This is a genomic window from Providencia sp. PROV272 (assembly GCF_049901975.1).
GTDB lineage: Bacteria > Pseudomonadota > Gammaproteobacteria > Enterobacterales > Enterobacteriaceae > Providencia > Providencia stuartii.
Window position 1 is genome coordinate 892,522 of record NZ_CP096291.1, and the last position, 17,219, is coordinate 909,740.

Consider the following 17,219-nt stretch of genomic DNA (forward strand, 5'->3'; position numbering starts at 1 on the left):
TTTTACTTAATTCTATAACTAAATATTATATCAAAATAAGATGATTTACCTAAAAGACCATGGTAAAAATCACTCATTCTACGTGTAATGGTGTTTGTTATTCTCAGGGTGAAGGTTAACTATGTACGATGATTTAAATTCATTAAGCCGTCAGCTTAAAATGGATAATTTTTCTTTCCTTGAAATTGAAGAAACCACTCAATCCAAGGATGAACAGCCATTATCTAATATGGCTATTAAGCAAGAACTCCCATTACCTGAGAAAATTGAAGTGGTTTCTGAATCAACGACTCAGCCCCAGCCAACCCAACCAAATGAGTCTTACTCAACAATTAATGAGTTTTCTCATTTCCTTAATTATAAAAATAATCACTACCATAATACAGCGGACTCAGCTTCTCATACGGAGCAACTTGTTATACTGAGTGAACTCTTTTCAAGTATTAGTAAAAAATAAAATACTCATTTACCTATAGTATAATAAAACCTCATTATGAGTTAGTGATATGCAAAAAACACTCAAAATCGTTACGTCTATACTTTTGTTATTCTTATTTATTTTATTAATTATCATTCCTCTAGATAGTGATAAACAGTTTCTATTAGGAGGCGTGTTAATTGTATTTACATTCTTTATTGGAATATTTAAAAATAAAAAACTACAGCTTGCCTTGATATTAATATCACTACTTTGTACTTCTCGTTATATCTGGTGGCGGGCAACAACGACCCTTTATTTTGATTCTTATATTGAGCTGATTTTAGGATCATTACTATTTATTGCGGAACTATATTCATTAGCTATTCTATTATTCGGTTATATTCAAACCTGTTGGCCATTAAAAAGAACGATCGCCCCCTTACCGAAAGATACTTCATTATGGCCAACGGTTGATCTATTTATTCCAACCTATAATGAAAGTATTGATATCGTCAAAGATACAGCGCTTGCTGCACAGTGTATCGAATATCCTAAAGATAAATTAAAAATTTATATATTAGATGATGGAAAGCGAGATGCGTTTCGCCAGTTAGCTGAAGATATTCAAGTTGGCTATATGATCCGCCCTGATAATAACCATGCAAAAGCAGGAAACCTTAATCATGCATTAACAAAAACGCATGGTGAACTGATTTGTATTTTTGATTGCGACCATGTAGCGACACGCGTATTTTTACAAGCAACAGTAGGGGCATTTTTAGTCGATGAAAAACTCGCTTTGATCCAAACCCCCCATTATTTTTACTCTAAAGATCCCTTTGAACGTAATTTAAGTGCGGCTAAAAGAGCGCCACATGAAGGTGCGCTATTTTATGGTCCAGTGCAGCAAGGTAACGATAATTGGAATGCCGCGTTTTTCTGTGGCTCTTGTGCGGTAATTCGCCGTAGTGCCTTAAAAGAGACAAATGGATTTGCGGTAGAAACGGTTACCGAAGATGCCCATACGGCCCTTAAATTGCAGCGTAAGGGATGGAATACCGCTTTCTTAGATATTCCTCTTTCAGCGGGTTTAGCGACTGAACGCTTAACTTTGCACATTAACCAACGTATACGTTGGGCACGAGGCATGACACAGATTTTTCGCGTCGATAACCCGCTATTAGGTAAAGGTCTGACATTTACACAACGTATCTGTTATTTAAATGCCATGCTACATTTTCAGTATGGGCTACCTCGAGCGATTTTCCTCTTATCCCCTTTGGTTTTTATTCTATTTGATTTAAATATTATCTCATCATCCGCAACACTCATATTTTCTTATGCGCTACCTCATTTGATTACTTCTAACTATGTCAATTCAAAACTTGTCAGTAGCTATCGCTATTCTTTCTGGGGGGAAATTTATGAAACAGTGATGGCTTTTCATTTAATACTCCCAACATTGATGAGCTTAATATCGCCAAAACTCGGTAAATTTAATGTTACTGATAAAGGTGATTTAACAGATAAAAACTATTTTGATCACACGGCCGTTCGCCCGCTCCTTATTGTCGCCGTACTTTTAGTCGCCGCAATTGGGATTGCCTTATTCAAATGGATTATGGGTCTATATCATTATATTGATAACGGTGTCATTGTGATTAACCTTATATGGGGTATTTATAGCTTACTGATTGTCCTCGCTTCTATATCGGTAGCAAAAGAGACCAAACAGTTACGTCGAGCCACGAGGGTTCCTGCATCAATCCCTGTGACCGTTTATTTTTCTGATAATAGCGTTATAGAAACTCAATCCATTGATCTCTCCATGAGTGGGGCAAGACTTAACTTCCCATTTGAGCATAATGTTACACAGACATTTATTACACAAATTGCCATTGGTATAGGCAAAGAAAGAGCATTTATCCCGATCCAGCAAGCATGGATTGATAATAAGCAATTAAGAATGGAATTTGCTCACTTAACTCATGCTATTCGACGTGATGTTGTACGTGTTGTATTAACTCGAGCAGATGCTTGGTTTAAACCTAAACATGCAAACGACAAACCATTAAGGTCATTTATCGACGTGCTGCAATGTGCATTTGAATTGTTCATTATCCGTAAAGATAAGAAGGCCACGGATAATTCCATTTTGCTTTCAAAACAAAATAGTAAAGAGCAGCATCATGTTTAATCGCCTGAAATTAATATTTATCGCTTACGCGTTATTAATAAGTCATACGGCCGCATTTGCCGTAGAGAGAGTGGATACACAGAAAAAAGTTTCTGCGCCATTAGACTTTATATTAAATAATGGGCTAATAAAAAATAGCGATGTTATAGACACTACCGCTGAAGAAATTACCTTGAAAAAAATTGGCCTCATAAACGGCCTGACCTTAAGTGGTGATAAACTCCAATCTGGTATTAGTTTTACTTTGCCCTATGATTTTATTGTTATAAATGCAGAAATACGCTTAATCATTTCAATCAAAGAAACTGAAAATATCGAAAAGGATAATTTACAAATAACGCTAAATGATCAGTCTTTAGGTTCGATACCGTTATCTCAACTTCATGAAAACAAATCGACTTTTACTTTAAAAGTGCCAAACGCCATTCTCTCTTCAAAGAACAATTTAAACTTTCAGATCATTAGTAATGATGACATCATTAATAATGAGTGGACATGCCAGCGCCCAGACTTAAAAGATCTTAATCTTGAGATTTCCCCTTTAACCTCAATGGCATTAAAAGGGGTATTAATGAATACGCGTAAATCACTCATGGATTTTCCTCGGCCATTTTTAGATCCTTTAAAAATGAATAGCAATGAACTTGCTTTTATCTATGCCGCTTCACCGACCCCAGATACCTTAATGGCCTCTGCCATTGTAGCCTCTATTTTTGGCATCAAAAGTGGGGAAAAAGGGAACCATTTCAATATTTATCTTGATGAATTACCGGAAAAGCATGCTGTTTTATTCACAATGGCGGATGAGACCATTTCAGGGATCTCCTTTAATCAGGCTAAAGGCCCAAATATCAGAATTATAGATAACCCTGTAAACGAGAAATACAAAATCTTGGTCATTAGTGGACGTCATGCACATGAGCTGCGTCAGGCCGCTTACCAACTCTTTACACCTGATTTACCTGACAGCAGCGATATGGCTATCGCCAACTATCATGTACAAAAACGGCAAGCTTATGATGCCCCTAACTGGCTTTCGGCGAAAAAAATAATCACTTTCAGCCAAATAATTAAAAGTCGCGACGCCCTGCAATCCCGCTTGTTTTGGAATGAAGAGAAAAACATTATTTTTCGCCTTCCACCTGATGTATTCATGTTATCAGGGAACAAAATCCCCGTGAAAATAGACTATACGTTTGATGGTAAAAATTGGATTGATATGAAGCATTCGATGCTAACTATCGCATTGAACTATCAATTTTTAAAAAATATTTCTGCTCAAAAACACAGCATTATTAGTCCAATCATGGAGTTTTTTACTAATAACCACGACAACAGCACAACACTTTATCTTGATAGCACAAGCTTATTTGGTGAAAACAGACTAAGCTTTTATTTTAATATCACACCGCATCAAGAAACGCCTTGTAATATCCGTAATAATGGTGAGATTGTTAATCAAATATTGTCTAGCTCTACATTTGATCTCAGTAATATTTCCAATTTTGGGGAGCTACCAAATACGGCTTGGTTTTTAAATGGCCTATTCCCATTTACGAAATATGCCGATTTATCAGATACCGTCATTTTATTAACCAAAAATCCAGCTAAAGAAGAAATCGCATTAATGCTTCATTTAATGGAAAAAGCAGGACGCATTACTGGCTTTCCGGTTAGTCAGGTCACCATACTCACTGATACAACAAAACCACAAAATAATTTAAAACTCACGAGTTCGAATATTATTGCAATCTCTAAATTAAAAGAGATCGCAGCATTCAAGCCACTAATAAAAGATACCTCTTATCATTATAGTTATGGGCAATTACAAGTCATGCCCCCTTCTCTATTGCAGAAACTGAAACTGCTTCTACTCGGAGAATGGAAAAATCAATTTGAAGAAGCAAACAATATTTTAATAAATTCACAAAAATGGCGAGGATTACTCAGCTTCCCATCACCTTGGTCTAGCAACAAAGTCGTGACCATTTTAACTGCGACTAACAGTGAACAACTGAAAAAACTCCATGATGATATTGATAAGCCTGGAAGACAACAACTCGAATCGGGTGATATCTTGCTATTTAATGATTTTGATGATGTTAAAGTTCTGCGAGTTAATGCATCATTTTTATCAGGCGAATTACCGCTACACACATTAGTCCTTTGGTTTTTTAGCCAACATTTATTTCTATTAATGGCTATGTTATTTACCACCTTATTCCTTATGAGTTTGTATTTGTTTAAAAGATTAAAAAACCATGAATCCAAACGTCTATCAAGGATGAAAAAATAAAATGAAAAATAGCTTATTAATAAAAGTATTTATTACTTTGCTCTGTGGTACATACCCACTATCGACGTTAGCTCGATCATTAGAAAATGAAACAGCCATTAAAGTTCTATTAGAAAAGGCCAATTATTGGCACAGTAAATCTAACTATGACCTTGCTTACGATGCGCTGAGTAAAGTTTTTGCCATTGAGCAATATAATATTGAAGCATTATATCTAATGTCATATTACAAAATTCAGCAAGGTAAAAAACAAGAAGCGGCTCTCTGGGTTAATAAACTCAAAAAATATGCCCCAGACGATCAGCGGCTTTCACAATTAGCCCAGTTTTCGCCCCGTGAAAATCGTTCCGATGAGATACTCAAAAAAGCCCGAGAATTTGCAACACAAGGTCAGATTGAACAAGCAATACAGGCGTATGACAAATTATTTACGCATAATCCACCTAGTGGTGACTTAGCGATTGAGTATTATGAAACACTCGCTGGCAGTAAAAAACACCTAGAAAAAGCAATCGCTGAGCTAAGAAAAATAGCACAGCAAACACCATCAGATGAGAAGGTACAGCGTATTCTTGCAACGGTATTAACCTATCAAGAGAAAACAAGGCGAGAGGGAATTCAAAAGCTCATCCAGATAGAAAATAAAGATAAGGCGGTGGTCAATTCATTGAAGCAAGCACTACTGTGGTTACAACCCGATGAAAAAGATCTGCCCGCTTACCAGCATTTTATGAATTTATCACCAAATGATAGCCTTGTAATGGAACACTATAACAATCGCATTGGTAACAGTGATATTCGTGCTGGATTTACGCTATTAAATAGAGGTAGCCTTGAACAAGCAAAGCAAAAATTCACACAAGCGCTAACAAATGATCCTAAAAATATCGATGCCACTGCGGGTCTGGGTTACGTGGCGCTCCGTCAAAAAAACTATCAAGAAGCAGAGAAGTTATTAAGTGAAGCGGCTAATAACACAACGGATCATAAAAGAGCCCAATGGTTAAAAGATATCAAAAATATTAACTACTATTCGCAACTAGATAGAGTTAAACAATTAGCGCGTAATCAGCAATTTGATCACGCAATTAGCTTACTTAAAAGTACCAGTGTGAGTGACCCACAGCAGCAACTTGCTCTCAATTTATTACTAGCACAAACCTATCGTGATAAAAAAGACTATGCTAGCGCAGAGTCGTTATATCGGACGCTTCATCAAAACTACCCTAATAATAAAACAGTGAAAGAGCAGCTAGTCTGGTTATTTAACGAACAAAAAAAATATCAAGAATTAGAGCTATTATTACAAACCTTCTCTCCTACTGAGCGCTATGATTATCAGCAAAAAATAAATTTCAGTGAGCAATACCGAAAAAATGCAGAAAAAGCACTTAATAATGGCTTAGTGAATGAAGCGGAAAATATTCTCACACAAGCCATTAATAAAGATCCTCAAAATGCTTGGCTGCACCTCGATTACGCCAGACTGCTACTTAAAAAAGGTGATCATCATAAAGCAAATGCAGTGATGAATAATTTGGTTGCAACCTACCCTTCACCTGCAACTTGGCATAGCGCGATCATTTTGGCAAGCGAGCAAAATCACTGGAAGGATGTATTGAATTTAATTCATAAAATTCCTAGTGGATCACAAACGGCAGAAATAACAGAGCTTAAACATCGCGCTAAATTTAATCAACAAATTGATATTGCCCAACACTACATTGATAGTGGGAATCACAATGCAGCATTAAATACCCTAAAAATAAATATTAAATCATTACCTCAGAACCCAGCCGATATTGGCCGCCTTGCTCAGCTATATATAGATGCGGGTGATAGTCAAATGGCGCTAAATGTGATCCATCAAAACCTATCCGTTGAACCACAAGGAAGCCTAAAAGATTATACACAGCAAATCCTTATCTTACGCCGCTTAGGATACTTTGCAGAAGCAGAGAGCTTGATGAACTCCCCGGCTTTACTCGCCACAACCAGCGAAAAAGAGTTAAATCACATTAGAGCGGGCTACCTCAGCGAACAAGCCGATTTATTTCGCGAAAAAGGTCATCTCAACGAAGCTTGGGAAATATTAGCGCCAGAAATAAAAAATGATCCGAATAATAGCCAACTCTTATTAGCTGTTGCCCGAGTTTATCAATCAAATGATCAACCCGAGCAAGCGAGTGATGTTTATCAATACCTATTAGCTATTTCCCCTAAAAATCAGGATGCATTAATAGGCTTAGTTGATCTAGCGATTAACAATGACGACAGTGTGGCAGCAAGAAAATATTTTGCAGAGATCAAGGCAACCAACAAAACCGATTACCTGATTTTGTCGGCTCGCCTTGCTGAGCTGGAAGGTCATAATACCCAAGCACTCAAATTATTAAAAACAGCACAATGGGGATTAATTCAGCCGCAAGAACAGCCAACTTATTTACCAGTAAATCACCCATTAGCTGGGCAAATACTCATGCACACTCAGCACAATCCTCGCCAAAAGGCCCAGTTAGACCATATTGAAATGATGCTTACAGATTTACAGCAAAAAACATCTGTCGCATTGAATAATACCATTCAGGTAAACAGCCACTCAGGGGAGTCAGGATTAAGCAAATTTACCGAAATCAAAGAGACCCTCACACTCTCTCTTCCACTGCTTGATAATATTAAGTTAGCGCTGAGCGTATCCCCTTCGGTTATTAGTTCAGGCAAAACTCCCGCTGAAAATGCCAGCCTTGTGGGCAGTGGAGCGTTAACGAGAGCCAATCGCCGTAGCCTAGTTGAAAGTGCTTCACGCGCTAATGTACATGCCGATGAAATTAATAGCCGTTCAATTCAAGGCTTAGAATCAAATATTTTATTGAAAGGCGATAACTTTCAATTGGATTTCGGGCATACCAATAGTGATGGCTTAATTGTTTCCTTAGTTGGCGGAGCTGAATGGTCAATTAACACCTCACCACATAGCCAATTAACTTTAGCAGCCGAACGGCGAGCGGTAACTGATAGCCAACTTTCATACAGTGGGCTTAAAGATAGTGTAACAGGTAGAACATGGGGAGCCGTGACACGCAATACGCTGTCAGCACAATACGCATGGGATAATAGCCATTATGGTACTTATGCCAAAGTTGCCGCTAATAAGTATATTGGTACCCACGTTCCTAATAACCAATCTGTTGATCTCAATGCTGGCTCTTATATTTATGGAATAAATGAAAATAATAAAACTCTAAAATTAGGCGCTAATATTCATTATATGGGATTTGATAAAAACCTTAATTATTATACATTAGGGCATGCAGGGTATTTCAGCCCACAGAAATATATTGCAGTTTCATTGCCTATTTCTTATGAGCAAAAATTAGATAATTTATCAGTAAAATTAAACTCCACTGTTGGATATCAATCGTACACGACTGAAAGTGCAGATTATTACCCTACAGATAGACAACTACAAGATGAATTAAACAGTTACACAGATAATGATGAATATATAGATACTCCGCGAATTCAGATAATAAGTGCAACGCTCGGTCATGTTAGATGGAAGGACGGTTAGCTACTGATAAGCTATCCTGCTCTTCCGACCAAAGATGAGCGAGTAAGTATGAAGTATCAGCAACTAACCGAAGGACAACGATACCAGATATCGATACTGCGTGAGGATAATTTATCCTGCCATGAGATAGGTATCCGTATCGGTGTAAGCAAGTCCACGGTCTCCCGTGAACTGAGGCGTAACACTTCAGATACTGGTTATAACCCACAACAGGCACACCAGAAGTGCTGTGATAGGCGGCTGTCATCTGCCAAAAGGACAATTCCTCAGCAGACCATAGATTTCGTGATATTTGCTCTGGAGTGGAAGTGGAGTCCTGAGCAAATAAGTGCAATTGGCAGCATTATTGGTCTTAGCGTCAGCCATGAATGGATTTACCAGTATATCTATGCGGATAAGCGTAGCGGTGGCGAGTTGTACAGGCATCTTAGGCAGGGCAAACGGCGATATCGTAAGGGCTACGGGCAGAAACGAGGGCGCATCCCTGATGCGGTATCCATTGAGCTACGGCCGTCAGTCGTCGATGACCGTAGCCGTCTGGGGGACTGGGAGGCCGATTTGGTGCAGGGTAAACAGGGCACTGGTGCTATCGTGACACTGGCAGAACGCAAAAGCCGTATTTACCTGACAAAAAAGGTGTTTTCAAAGGATGCGGTGGAAGTCAGTAAGGCCATTATCTCACTGCTGAGTGAGTATCAGGATGTATGTCACACAATAACGTTCGATAACGGTCTAGAGTTTAGTGAGCACAAGGCGATAGCAGAAGCACTGAACGCAGATACGTACTTTGCCCATCCGTATGCCTCGCATGAGCGTGGGCTGAACGAGAATACGAATGGGTTGTTAAGACAGTTTATCCCGAAAGGAACAGACCTGCGGACAGTGACAGAAGAAGACTTACAACGCTATCAGGGAGCGTTGAACAGCAGGCCACGCAAGTGTCTGGGGTTCAGACAACCTTCGGTGGTGTTTGCGGAGCTAAGAAAGGCGGCTTAGCGTTGCACTTCGGACTTGAATCCGCCCTCACTATAAAAAGAGCAGTAAAAATGGCATAAGTTATTCTTTTGGCCGCGAATTCAGATAATAAGTGCAACGCTCGGTCATGTTAGATGGAAGGACGGTTAGCTACTGATAAGCTATCCTGCTCTTCCGACCAAAGATGAGCGAGTAAGTATGAAGTATCAGCAACTAACCGAAGGACAACGATACCAGATATCGATACTGCGTGAGGATAATTTATCCTGCCATGAGATAGGTATCCGTATCGGTGTAAGCAAGTCCACGGTCTCCCGTGAACTGAGGCGTAACACTTCAGATACTGGTTATAACCCACAACAGGCACACCAGAAGTGCTGTGATAGGCGGCTGTCATCTGCCAAAAGGACAATTCCTCAGCAGACCATAGATTTCGTGATATTTGCTCTGGAGTGGAAGTGGAGTCCTGAGCAAATAAGTGCAATTGGCAGCATTATTGGTCTTAGCGTCAGCCATGAATGGATTTACCAGTATATCTATGCGGATAAGCGTAGCGGTGGCGAGTTGTACAGGCATCTTAGGCAGGGCAAACGGCGATATCGTAAGGGCTACGGGCAGAAACGAGGGCGCATCCCTGATGCGGTATCCATTGAGCTACGGCCGTCAGTCGTCGATGACCGTAGCCGTCTGGGGGACTGGGAGGCCGATTTGGTGCAGGGTAAACAGGGCACTGGTGCTATCGTGACACTGGCAGAACGCAAAAGCCGTATTTACCTGACAAAAAAGGTGTTTTCAAAGGATGCGGTGGAAGTCAGTAAGGCCATTATCTCACTGCTGAGTGAGTATCAGGATGTATGTCACACAATAACGTTCGATAACGGTCTAGAGTTTAGTGAGCACAAGGCGATAGCAGAAGCACTGAACGCAGATACGTACTTTGCCCATCCGTATGCCTCGCATGAGCGTGGGCTGAACGAGAATACGAATGGGTTGTTAAGACAGTTTATCCCGAAAGGAACAGACCTGCGGACAGTGACAGAAGAAGACTTACAACGCTATCAGGGAGCGTTGAACAGCAGGCCACGCAAGTGTCTGGGGTTCAGACAACCTTCGGTGGTGTTTGCGGAGCTAAGAAAGGCGGCTTAGCGTTGCACTTCGGACTTGAATCCGCCGGCGTAGAGACTAACTATAAAATATCACCATCTTCATTTATTGGAGCGAATGTTAGTTATAATACTTTTGGTAATTATGATGAGACAAAAGCTAATATTTACTTTAAATATTTATTCGACAAAGATATACTAGGAAAATAAAAATGATGTTTGACCAAGATAGTTACTTACAACGTGGTTATAAAACAGGCTGGCATGATTTAATTAATTTTTTATTTTATGAGTTTTCGTCAGGTGAAACTAATGAAGGCTGTAAAACGCTACGGCGAATTGGGCAACAGCTTGGTGAATTACACACTATTGAGAATTCAAGTACATTAAGTCAATTAGAAAAAAATATTAATACTGTTCTAGAAGTGTTCAATTGGGGGTTTGTTAAAATGGCACCCGCAAATAGTGAATTGCTTATTATGCATTGTGCGTGGCCTCACGCGCCTAAATCGGTCAATAAAAAATGGCGTCGAGCTAGCGCTAGTATTTTAGAAGGCTTATATACTCAGTGGTTAACATCGCAAGGTGGTAATAAATCAGTGCCTGTATTGTGGAATGAAAATGCAACTGAAGATATTTTCATATTTCGTTATGCTTTATTTAAATAGATTCATCAAATATAAATTATCATGATTAATAAAACCAAAGAGTTATCAATAAAAAATGAAAAAATCTCATTGGACTTAATCATTGGTCAAACCTGTCTTTTTTTATTAATTGATATATATGGAAGAGTTTCATATGTTAGTCAACGTTTCTTAGAAACTTACAACTACAATCGTGCAGATGTTATTGGATATAAGCCAAGCATAATAAATAATCAGTTGGTTTTAGAAAAAAACAGTCTTGATTTTATTTCTAATTATAGTAACACTGAAGATATTATTTTTATAACTAAAGAAAATAAAAAAATATTTTTTATAGCTAGATTAATGGAGATAGAAGAAAATAGCAACAATGTCTATCATTACTGTCTTATTTTATCTGAAGTAACAAGGCTAATAGCAGCTAAGAATAAACTCTCTTTCCAAGTATACCATGACCCTCTAACTGGACTATTAAACAGATATGGTTTTTATAGAAAAGGCAGAGAAGCTCTTAAATTAGCCAAAAATAGTAACACAGAATGCTATTTGGCGCTTATTGACATTGATAAATTTAAAAAAATAAACGATACCTTTGGTCATGGTTATGGTGATCGACTATTAAAACAGTTCACTAAAAATGTAAAAAAACACTTACCGAGTGAGGTTATTTTTGCTCGATTAGGTGGCGATGAATTTGTGTTAATGGTGAATGACATACATCATCATCATGCAGAATCTATCTTTTGGGAGCTGGTTCACTTTATGGGGACTTGTTCATATTGCCATTTAGAAGGAGAAGTATCGAATATCAATATTAGTGTCGGCATTGCACAATACCCGCGTGATGGTGAGCATTTAGGGAGTTTAGTAAAAAATGCCGATATAGCCTTATACCATGCGAAAAAACAAGGAGGAAATCAAATAAAGAAATGTATTTAGGTTTAACTATATAGCTGTTTTAACTAATAAAATTTAAAACCGTACTTAGTTGAAAACTACACTCAACAAGTAAAGATTATAATAAATATTTTATTTATCAAGGATTATATATGTTGAAAGCTGTCATACCTGTTGCGGGGTTAGGTACTCGCATGCTACCAGCAACAAAAGCGATACCTAAGGAGATGTTACCTCTTGTAGATAAACCTATTATACAATACATAATAAAAGAATGTTATATGGCGGGTATCAATGAAATTATATTTGTTACTCATTCATCTAAAAATTCAATTGAAAATCATTTTGATACCTCTTTTGAATTAAAATCGTTATTAGAACAAAAAGGGAAAGAGCAATTACTCAATGAAATAAATGGTATTTGCCCTGAAAATTTAAAAATTATGCATGTTAGACAAGGCTGTGCAAGCGGTCTAGGCCATGCGATATTATGTGCTCAGCCTTTTATTGGTGATAATGATTTTATTGTTGTTTTACCAGACGTCATTATTAATGAATATGCTTGTAATTACGCATCTGATAATTTACCCGCAATGATTGACCGCTTTTACTCGACAGGAAAAAGCCAAATATTAATTGAACAAGTCAATATCGAGCATGTCGAAAATTACGGGATTGTAGATTGCCATAATGAGGTTACTCATAGCGGAGAGTTTAATAATATCTATGCGATTGTAGAGAAACCACATAAAGAGAGTGCGCCATCAAACTTAGCTATTGTTGGCCGTTATGTTTTAAGTAAAGAGATTTGGCCATTGCTGGCAAAAACACCTATTGGTAAGAGTAATGAAATCCAACTGACGGATGCATTATCCATGCTTCTGAAAACCCATGCTATCGAAGGTTATCACATAAAGGGGCGTTCTCATGATTGTGGCGATAAAATGGGGTATATGAAAGCGTTCTTTGAATATAGTCGTCAGCATCAAACATTTGGCTCACAGTTTCATCGCTGGTTGAAAGATTCGGTAGAAACTGTTTAATCATAACGCCTATTTATAGGGTAGATTTTATGAATCAACAAAATCCAATCGCTAGTCTGATTTTTAGTTATATGCCTAATGCGAGATCTTGTTCTTTATTTTTTATATTTGTTTGTTATTCAAATAGATATAACAACTTTAAAAATCAGGATTGGATTTTTATTGCTAACAGAATAAGAAGATTACAATTAATCATGTTAATTCTTTTTTATTAAAAAAGTATGGGTCGTATTGAGAAATATTTTACCTCTGTCTGAATAAACTTATCTGATAATGATATCTCCTATGTAATACCTTAACAATGATGGATTAATTCGAGATTTCATTATGAATGAGTTTAGTCATCAGCTAAGTAAAACTGACTTCATTGAAAACAGATGTTTTATTATCCCATTACTTTAATGATTTTTGTTTAATTTTTATTAGTACTCATTCTCAGTCATGTAAGCAATGGACAATAACAACGAAATTTGATTTTTAAACCACAGCAGAGGCAACAAAATGAATATTAGAGATTTCGAGTATTTAAACGCATTAGGTAAGTTTCTTAACTTTAAAAAAGCGGCTCAATATTGCAATGTAGCTCAACCAACCTTAAGTATTCAGATTGGTAAACTAGAAAACACACTCGGCTGTTTTCTGCTAGAAAGAACCACCCGTCGGGTTAACTTTACACCTTTGGGTCTACAAATCTTAGAGCACAGCAAGATTATTTTAAAAGAGATAGAAGAAATTAAAGCCATTGCACAGCAATCTACAAATAATAATATAAAAACTTTTCATATTGGCATTTCTGATTCATTACCAGAGTATTTTGCCTCCTACATTACAGAAGCCGTCTTAGCAAGTGACCCTAATATTAACTTAATAGTCACGGTGGATAGCTCAGAGGAACTGTTTGCCCAGCTCGCCTCGATGTCCTTAAACTTGCTGATCGTTTCTTCAACAAAATGCCCCGATAACTTTATTTCAGCCTCCTTGATAAGCTTCCCTATAAACCATCAATTTGTCACCCAAAAAGGACATAGTACAGAGCAGCCAACGAGTATTTTAGGTTCGTATTCAGAAATAAAATCTAAAATCTGTTTTCGAAATGGCGATAGAAATATGGATAACTACTTGCACATTGGTAACTTAATCAATGAATCGATAGATCTTTTATTGAAAAAAAACCATATCGCCTAGCGCTTCTCTTACTGGAACTCAGCGTGCTACATATCGAAAACTCAATCTTCGCTATTGTAGTACGCTTAACCTAAGAGAAGTTTTAGCACCGACAACGTCTTGCAATGCAACTTTTTGTTAACTTTATTATTGTCATCGGTTCTCGATAGAGAAAGATCAGCACACCTTTTTTTCTTCCTAGGAAAAGTACTTTTTCTTTTAAAAATCACTGATAAAGCAATTTTTATTGGTAGTTTTTTTATCAAAAAATTCTGTAAAGTTTAAACTCATTAAGTAGTTAATAAATTTTAATTTATTGAATTAAATGATTATTTTTATAGTGCATCGATCATTTGTTAATATTAAAAATACTACCGTGATCACATTCTTATCATAAACTCTCTTTTTCAACGAAAAGTACCAGCGATCCTTTCTAAAGTCTCTTTCTTATTTTTAAATAAAAAGCTTCAATTAAGAAACACAAAATAAACATAAAATTAACATAATCCAGATGCCAGCGAAAATATGTACCCTATGATGCGCCGGCGCTGTTTGTGAGATAACGAGGTAGACATGAAACCAGAAGATTTTCGCTCAGATGCCAAACGCCCATTTAACAGCCAAGAATATTTAAAAAGCCTACAAGATGGCCGTGAAATTTATATCTATGGTGAGCGTGTTAAAGATGTCACCACTCACCCAGCATTTCGTAATTCAGCCGCTTCAATAGGACAGTTATATGATGCACTCCATGATAAAGCAACTCATGACAGCCTTTGCTGGGGAACAGATACCGGAAACGGCGGCTATACACACAAATTCTTCCGTTTCGCCACCAGCGCCGATGAACTGCGCCAACAACGTGACGCCATCGCTGATTGGTCACGCCAAAGCTATGGATGGATGGGACGCACTCCAGACTATAAGGCGGCATTCGCCAGTTGTTTAGGAGCTAACCCAGAATATTACGGCCAATTCGCTGATAACGCGCGTAATTGGTATAAACGTATTCAAGAAAGTGGGCTTTATTTTAACCATGCGATTGTTAATCCACCAATCGATCGCCATAAACCTGCTGATGAAGTAAAAGATGTCTATATCAAGCTGGAAAAAGAAACTGATGCAGGTATCATCGTCAGCGGCGCAAAAGTGGTTGCCACTAACTCCGCCCTAACTCACTACAACTTTATCGGTTTCGGCTCTGCACAAGTGATGGGGGATAACCCTGATTTTGCACTGATGTTCGTCGCACCAATGGACGCTGATGGTGTGAAACTAATTTCACGCGCATCATACGAATTAGTTGCTGGCGTAACAGGCGCACCTTTTGACTACCCACTATCAAGCCGTTTTGATGAAAATGATGCGATATTAGTCATGGATCATGTGTTGATCCCATGGGAAAACGTATTAATTTATCGTGATTTTGATAGAGCGCGTAATTGGGCTGTACAAGGTGGTTTCGCTCGCTTGTTCCCATTACAAGCCTGCGTGCGTTTAGCGGTTAAATTGGATTTCATTACAGGCTTACTGCAAAAAAGCCTTGAATGTACTGGAGTTGTCGACTTCCGTGGTGTACAAGCAGACTTAGGTGAAGTGGTCGCATGGCGTAATTTATTCTGGTCACTTACCGATGCAATGACTTCGGAAGCGAAGGCTTGGGAAGGCGGAGCCTATCTGCCAGATACGCAAGCAATCCAAACTTATCGCGTAATGGCACCAATGGCCTATACGAAAATCAAGAATATCATAGAAAGTAATGTCACCAGTGGTTTGATATATCTACCATCCAGTGTGAAAGACATGAACAACCCAGAAATCGATAAGTATCTGGCAAAATATGTGCGTGGCTCTAACGGTATGGATCATGTAGAACGTATCAAGGTGTTAAAGCTAATGTGGGATGCGATTGGAAGCGAGTTTGGCGGACGTCATGAGCTTTATGAAATCAACTATGCGGGTAGTCAGGACGAAATTCGTCTGCAATGTCTACGCCATGCTTATGGTTCGGGTAATATGAAAGCAATGACAGATATGGTTGACCGCTGCCTGTCTGATTACGATCAGCATGGTTGGAAACGCCCACACCTGCATAACAACAACGATATTAATAAGTTAGATTCGCTGCTGAAATAATCGGCAGCAGGAGGTCAATATGTCTTTAGAAAATGAACATCGCCTGCGTTTCAGAGATGCGATGGCAAGTCTTGGTGCAGCAGTTAACATAGTCACCACGGATGGCACAGCAGGTTGCTGCGGTATTACTGCAACAGCAGTCTGTTCAGTCACGGACACGCCACCCACTTTGATGGTGTGTGTTAACCGCAACAGCGCTATGAATGCGGTCTTTCAAGAAAATGGCCGCCTGTGTGTCAATATCCTTAACCATGAACAAGAAGAGATGGCGTGCCACTTCGCGGGAATGAAAGGCTCTACAATGGAAGAGCGCTTTGCTTGGAGCATCTGGGATAAAGGTATTTTGCAACAACCATTATTGAAAGATGCACTTGCTAACCTAGAGGGTGAAATAACCCAAGTGCAAGACATTGGTACGCATTCTGTTTATTTGGTTGAAATGAAGCAGATTATCGTGAGAGAAGAAGGTCACGGGTTAATTTACTTCAAACGTAAATTCCACCCAGTTATGCACCAGACATTAGCAGTAACCGCATAACGGATTAAACCATCAATATGCTTAGAGGGGCTATGCGATATAGCCCCTCTTTTTGATCCAACGCTAAGAAAGTCCTTTCTAAGCAATATGTTCCTACCGATACAGTCACCCTTCTTTTTTTCAATATCCCAACAAACACTATGTAATTATATTGACTGCCTAAATACAAATTAGTCATGTTTATAATTTTTCTAAATCAATACATTAGTACAAATCTATCTTTTATTGTTA

At 38.3% G+C, this 17,219-nt stretch carries 13 protein-coding genes; all 13 read left to right on the forward strand.

Features of this window, described 5'->3' with window-relative positions; all coding sequences use genetic code 11:
- Positions 1-121: 121 nt before the first annotated feature.
- The 13 genes from M1E93_RS03975 to hpaC all read left to right on the forward strand — a co-directional run bounded on the left by M1E93_RS03975 (position 122) and on the right by hpaC (position 16,988).
- Positions 122-457 carry a hypothetical protein gene (locus M1E93_RS03975; RefSeq protein WP_004927336.1) on the forward strand — a complete coding sequence of 112 codons (336 nt, stop codon included), beginning with the start codon at positions 122-124 and terminating at the stop codon, positions 455-457.
- A gap of 49 nt (positions 458-506) precedes the next feature.
- On the forward strand, positions 507-2,618 hold the full coding sequence (gene bcsA / locus M1E93_RS03980; RefSeq protein WP_426207129.1) for a UDP-forming cellulose synthase catalytic subunit: 2,112 nt from the start codon (positions 507-509) through the stop codon (positions 2,616-2,618).
- Positions 2,611-4,914 (forward strand): cellulose biosynthesis cyclic di-GMP-binding regulatory protein BcsB, encoded by a 2,304-nt coding sequence (locus tag M1E93_RS03985; protein ID WP_426207130.1) that lies wholly within the window; start codon positions 2,611-2,613, stop codon positions 4,912-4,914. The genes bcsA and M1E93_RS03985 overlap by 8 nt, the downstream gene beginning before the upstream one ends.
- A gap of 1 nt (position 4,915) precedes the next feature.
- On the forward strand, positions 4,916-8,485 hold the full coding sequence (locus tag M1E93_RS03990) for a cellulose synthase subunit BcsC-related outer membrane protein (protein WP_426207131.1): 3,570 nt from the start codon (positions 4,916-4,918) through the stop codon (positions 8,483-8,485).
- Between the two features lie 48 nt (positions 8,486-8,533).
- Entirely contained in the window at positions 8,534-9,481 is a 948-nt protein-coding gene (locus M1E93_RS03995) for an IS30 family transposase (RefSeq protein ID WP_140035165.1), read from the forward strand.
- A gap of 177 nt (positions 9,482-9,658) precedes the next feature.
- Entirely contained in the window at positions 9,659-10,606 is a 948-nt protein-coding gene (locus M1E93_RS04000; protein WP_140035165.1) for an IS30 family transposase, read from the forward strand.
- A complete protein-coding gene (locus M1E93_RS04005; RefSeq protein WP_426207132.1) occupies positions 10,549-10,773 on the forward strand; it encodes a cellulose synthase subunit BcsC-related outer membrane protein in 225 nt (74 codons plus the stop codon). The genes M1E93_RS04000 and M1E93_RS04005 overlap by 58 nt, the downstream gene beginning before the upstream one ends.
- Positions 10,774-10,775: 2 nt before the next feature.
- Positions 10,776-11,231 (forward strand): cellulose biosynthesis protein BcsD, encoded by a 456-nt coding sequence (gene bcsD, locus M1E93_RS04010; RefSeq protein WP_004927325.1) that lies wholly within the window; start codon positions 10,776-10,778, stop codon positions 11,229-11,231.
- A gap of 21 nt (positions 11,232-11,252) precedes the next feature.
- Positions 11,253-12,149, forward strand: a complete 897-nt coding sequence (locus M1E93_RS04015; RefSeq protein WP_392503936.1) for a sensor domain-containing diguanylate cyclase — start codon at positions 11,253-11,255, stop codon at positions 12,147-12,149.
- A gap of 110 nt (positions 12,150-12,259) precedes the next feature.
- Entirely contained in the window at positions 12,260-13,150 is an 891-nt protein-coding gene (gene galU, locus M1E93_RS04020; RefSeq protein WP_004927318.1) for a UTP--glucose-1-phosphate uridylyltransferase GalU, read from the forward strand.
- Between the two features lie 501 nt (positions 13,151-13,651).
- On the forward strand, positions 13,652-14,335 hold the full coding sequence (locus M1E93_RS04025) for a LysR family transcriptional regulator (protein WP_004927309.1): 684 nt from the start codon (positions 13,652-13,654) through the stop codon (positions 14,333-14,335).
- A gap of 552 nt (positions 14,336-14,887) precedes the next feature.
- Positions 14,888-16,450, forward strand: a complete 1,563-nt coding sequence (gene hpaB / locus M1E93_RS04030) for a 4-hydroxyphenylacetate 3-monooxygenase, oxygenase component (RefSeq protein ID WP_004927302.1) — start codon at positions 14,888-14,890, stop codon at positions 16,448-16,450.
- 19 nt (positions 16,451-16,469) lie between these two features.
- Complete coding sequence (gene hpaC / locus M1E93_RS04035; RefSeq protein ID WP_004927299.1) at positions 16,470-16,988, forward strand: 4-hydroxyphenylacetate 3-monooxygenase, reductase component; 519 nt, start codon at positions 16,470-16,472, stop codon at positions 16,986-16,988.
- Positions 16,989-17,219: the final 231 nt, after the last annotated feature.

What these genes read in the sequence shown, in the direction of transcription:
- M1E93_RS03975 (WP_004927336.1), top strand. Translation starts at nt 122, where the DNA reads ATGTACGATGATTTAAATTCATTAAGCCGTCAGCTTAAAATGGATAAT.
- bcsA (WP_426207129.1), top strand. Translation starts at nt 507, where the DNA reads ATGCAAAAAACACTCAAAATCGTTACGTCTATACTTTTGTTATTCTTA.
- M1E93_RS03985 (WP_426207130.1), top strand. Translation starts at nt 2,611, where the DNA reads ATGTTTAATCGCCTGAAATTAATATTTATCGCTTACGCGTTATTAATA.
- M1E93_RS03990 (WP_426207131.1), top strand. Translation starts at nt 4,916, where the DNA reads ATGAAAAATAGCTTATTAATAAAAGTATTTATTACTTTGCTCTGTGGT.
- M1E93_RS03995 (WP_140035165.1), top strand. Translation starts at nt 8,534, where the DNA reads ATGAAGTATCAGCAACTAACCGAAGGACAACGATACCAGATATCGATA.
- M1E93_RS04000 (WP_140035165.1), top strand. Translation starts at nt 9,659, where the DNA reads ATGAAGTATCAGCAACTAACCGAAGGACAACGATACCAGATATCGATA.
- bcsD (WP_004927325.1), top strand. Translation starts at nt 10,776, where the DNA reads ATGATGTTTGACCAAGATAGTTACTTACAACGTGGTTATAAAACAGGC.
- M1E93_RS04015 (WP_392503936.1), top strand. Translation starts at nt 11,253, where the DNA reads ATGATTAATAAAACCAAAGAGTTATCAATAAAAAATGAAAAAATCTCA.
- galU (WP_004927318.1), top strand. Translation starts at nt 12,260, where the DNA reads ATGTTGAAAGCTGTCATACCTGTTGCGGGGTTAGGTACTCGCATGCTA.
- M1E93_RS04025 (WP_004927309.1), top strand. Translation starts at nt 13,652, where the DNA reads ATGAATATTAGAGATTTCGAGTATTTAAACGCATTAGGTAAGTTTCTT.
- hpaB (WP_004927302.1), top strand. Translation starts at nt 14,888, where the DNA reads ATGAAACCAGAAGATTTTCGCTCAGATGCCAAACGCCCATTTAACAGC.
- hpaC (WP_004927299.1), top strand. Translation starts at nt 16,470, where the DNA reads ATGTCTTTAGAAAATGAACATCGCCTGCGTTTCAGAGATGCGATGGCA.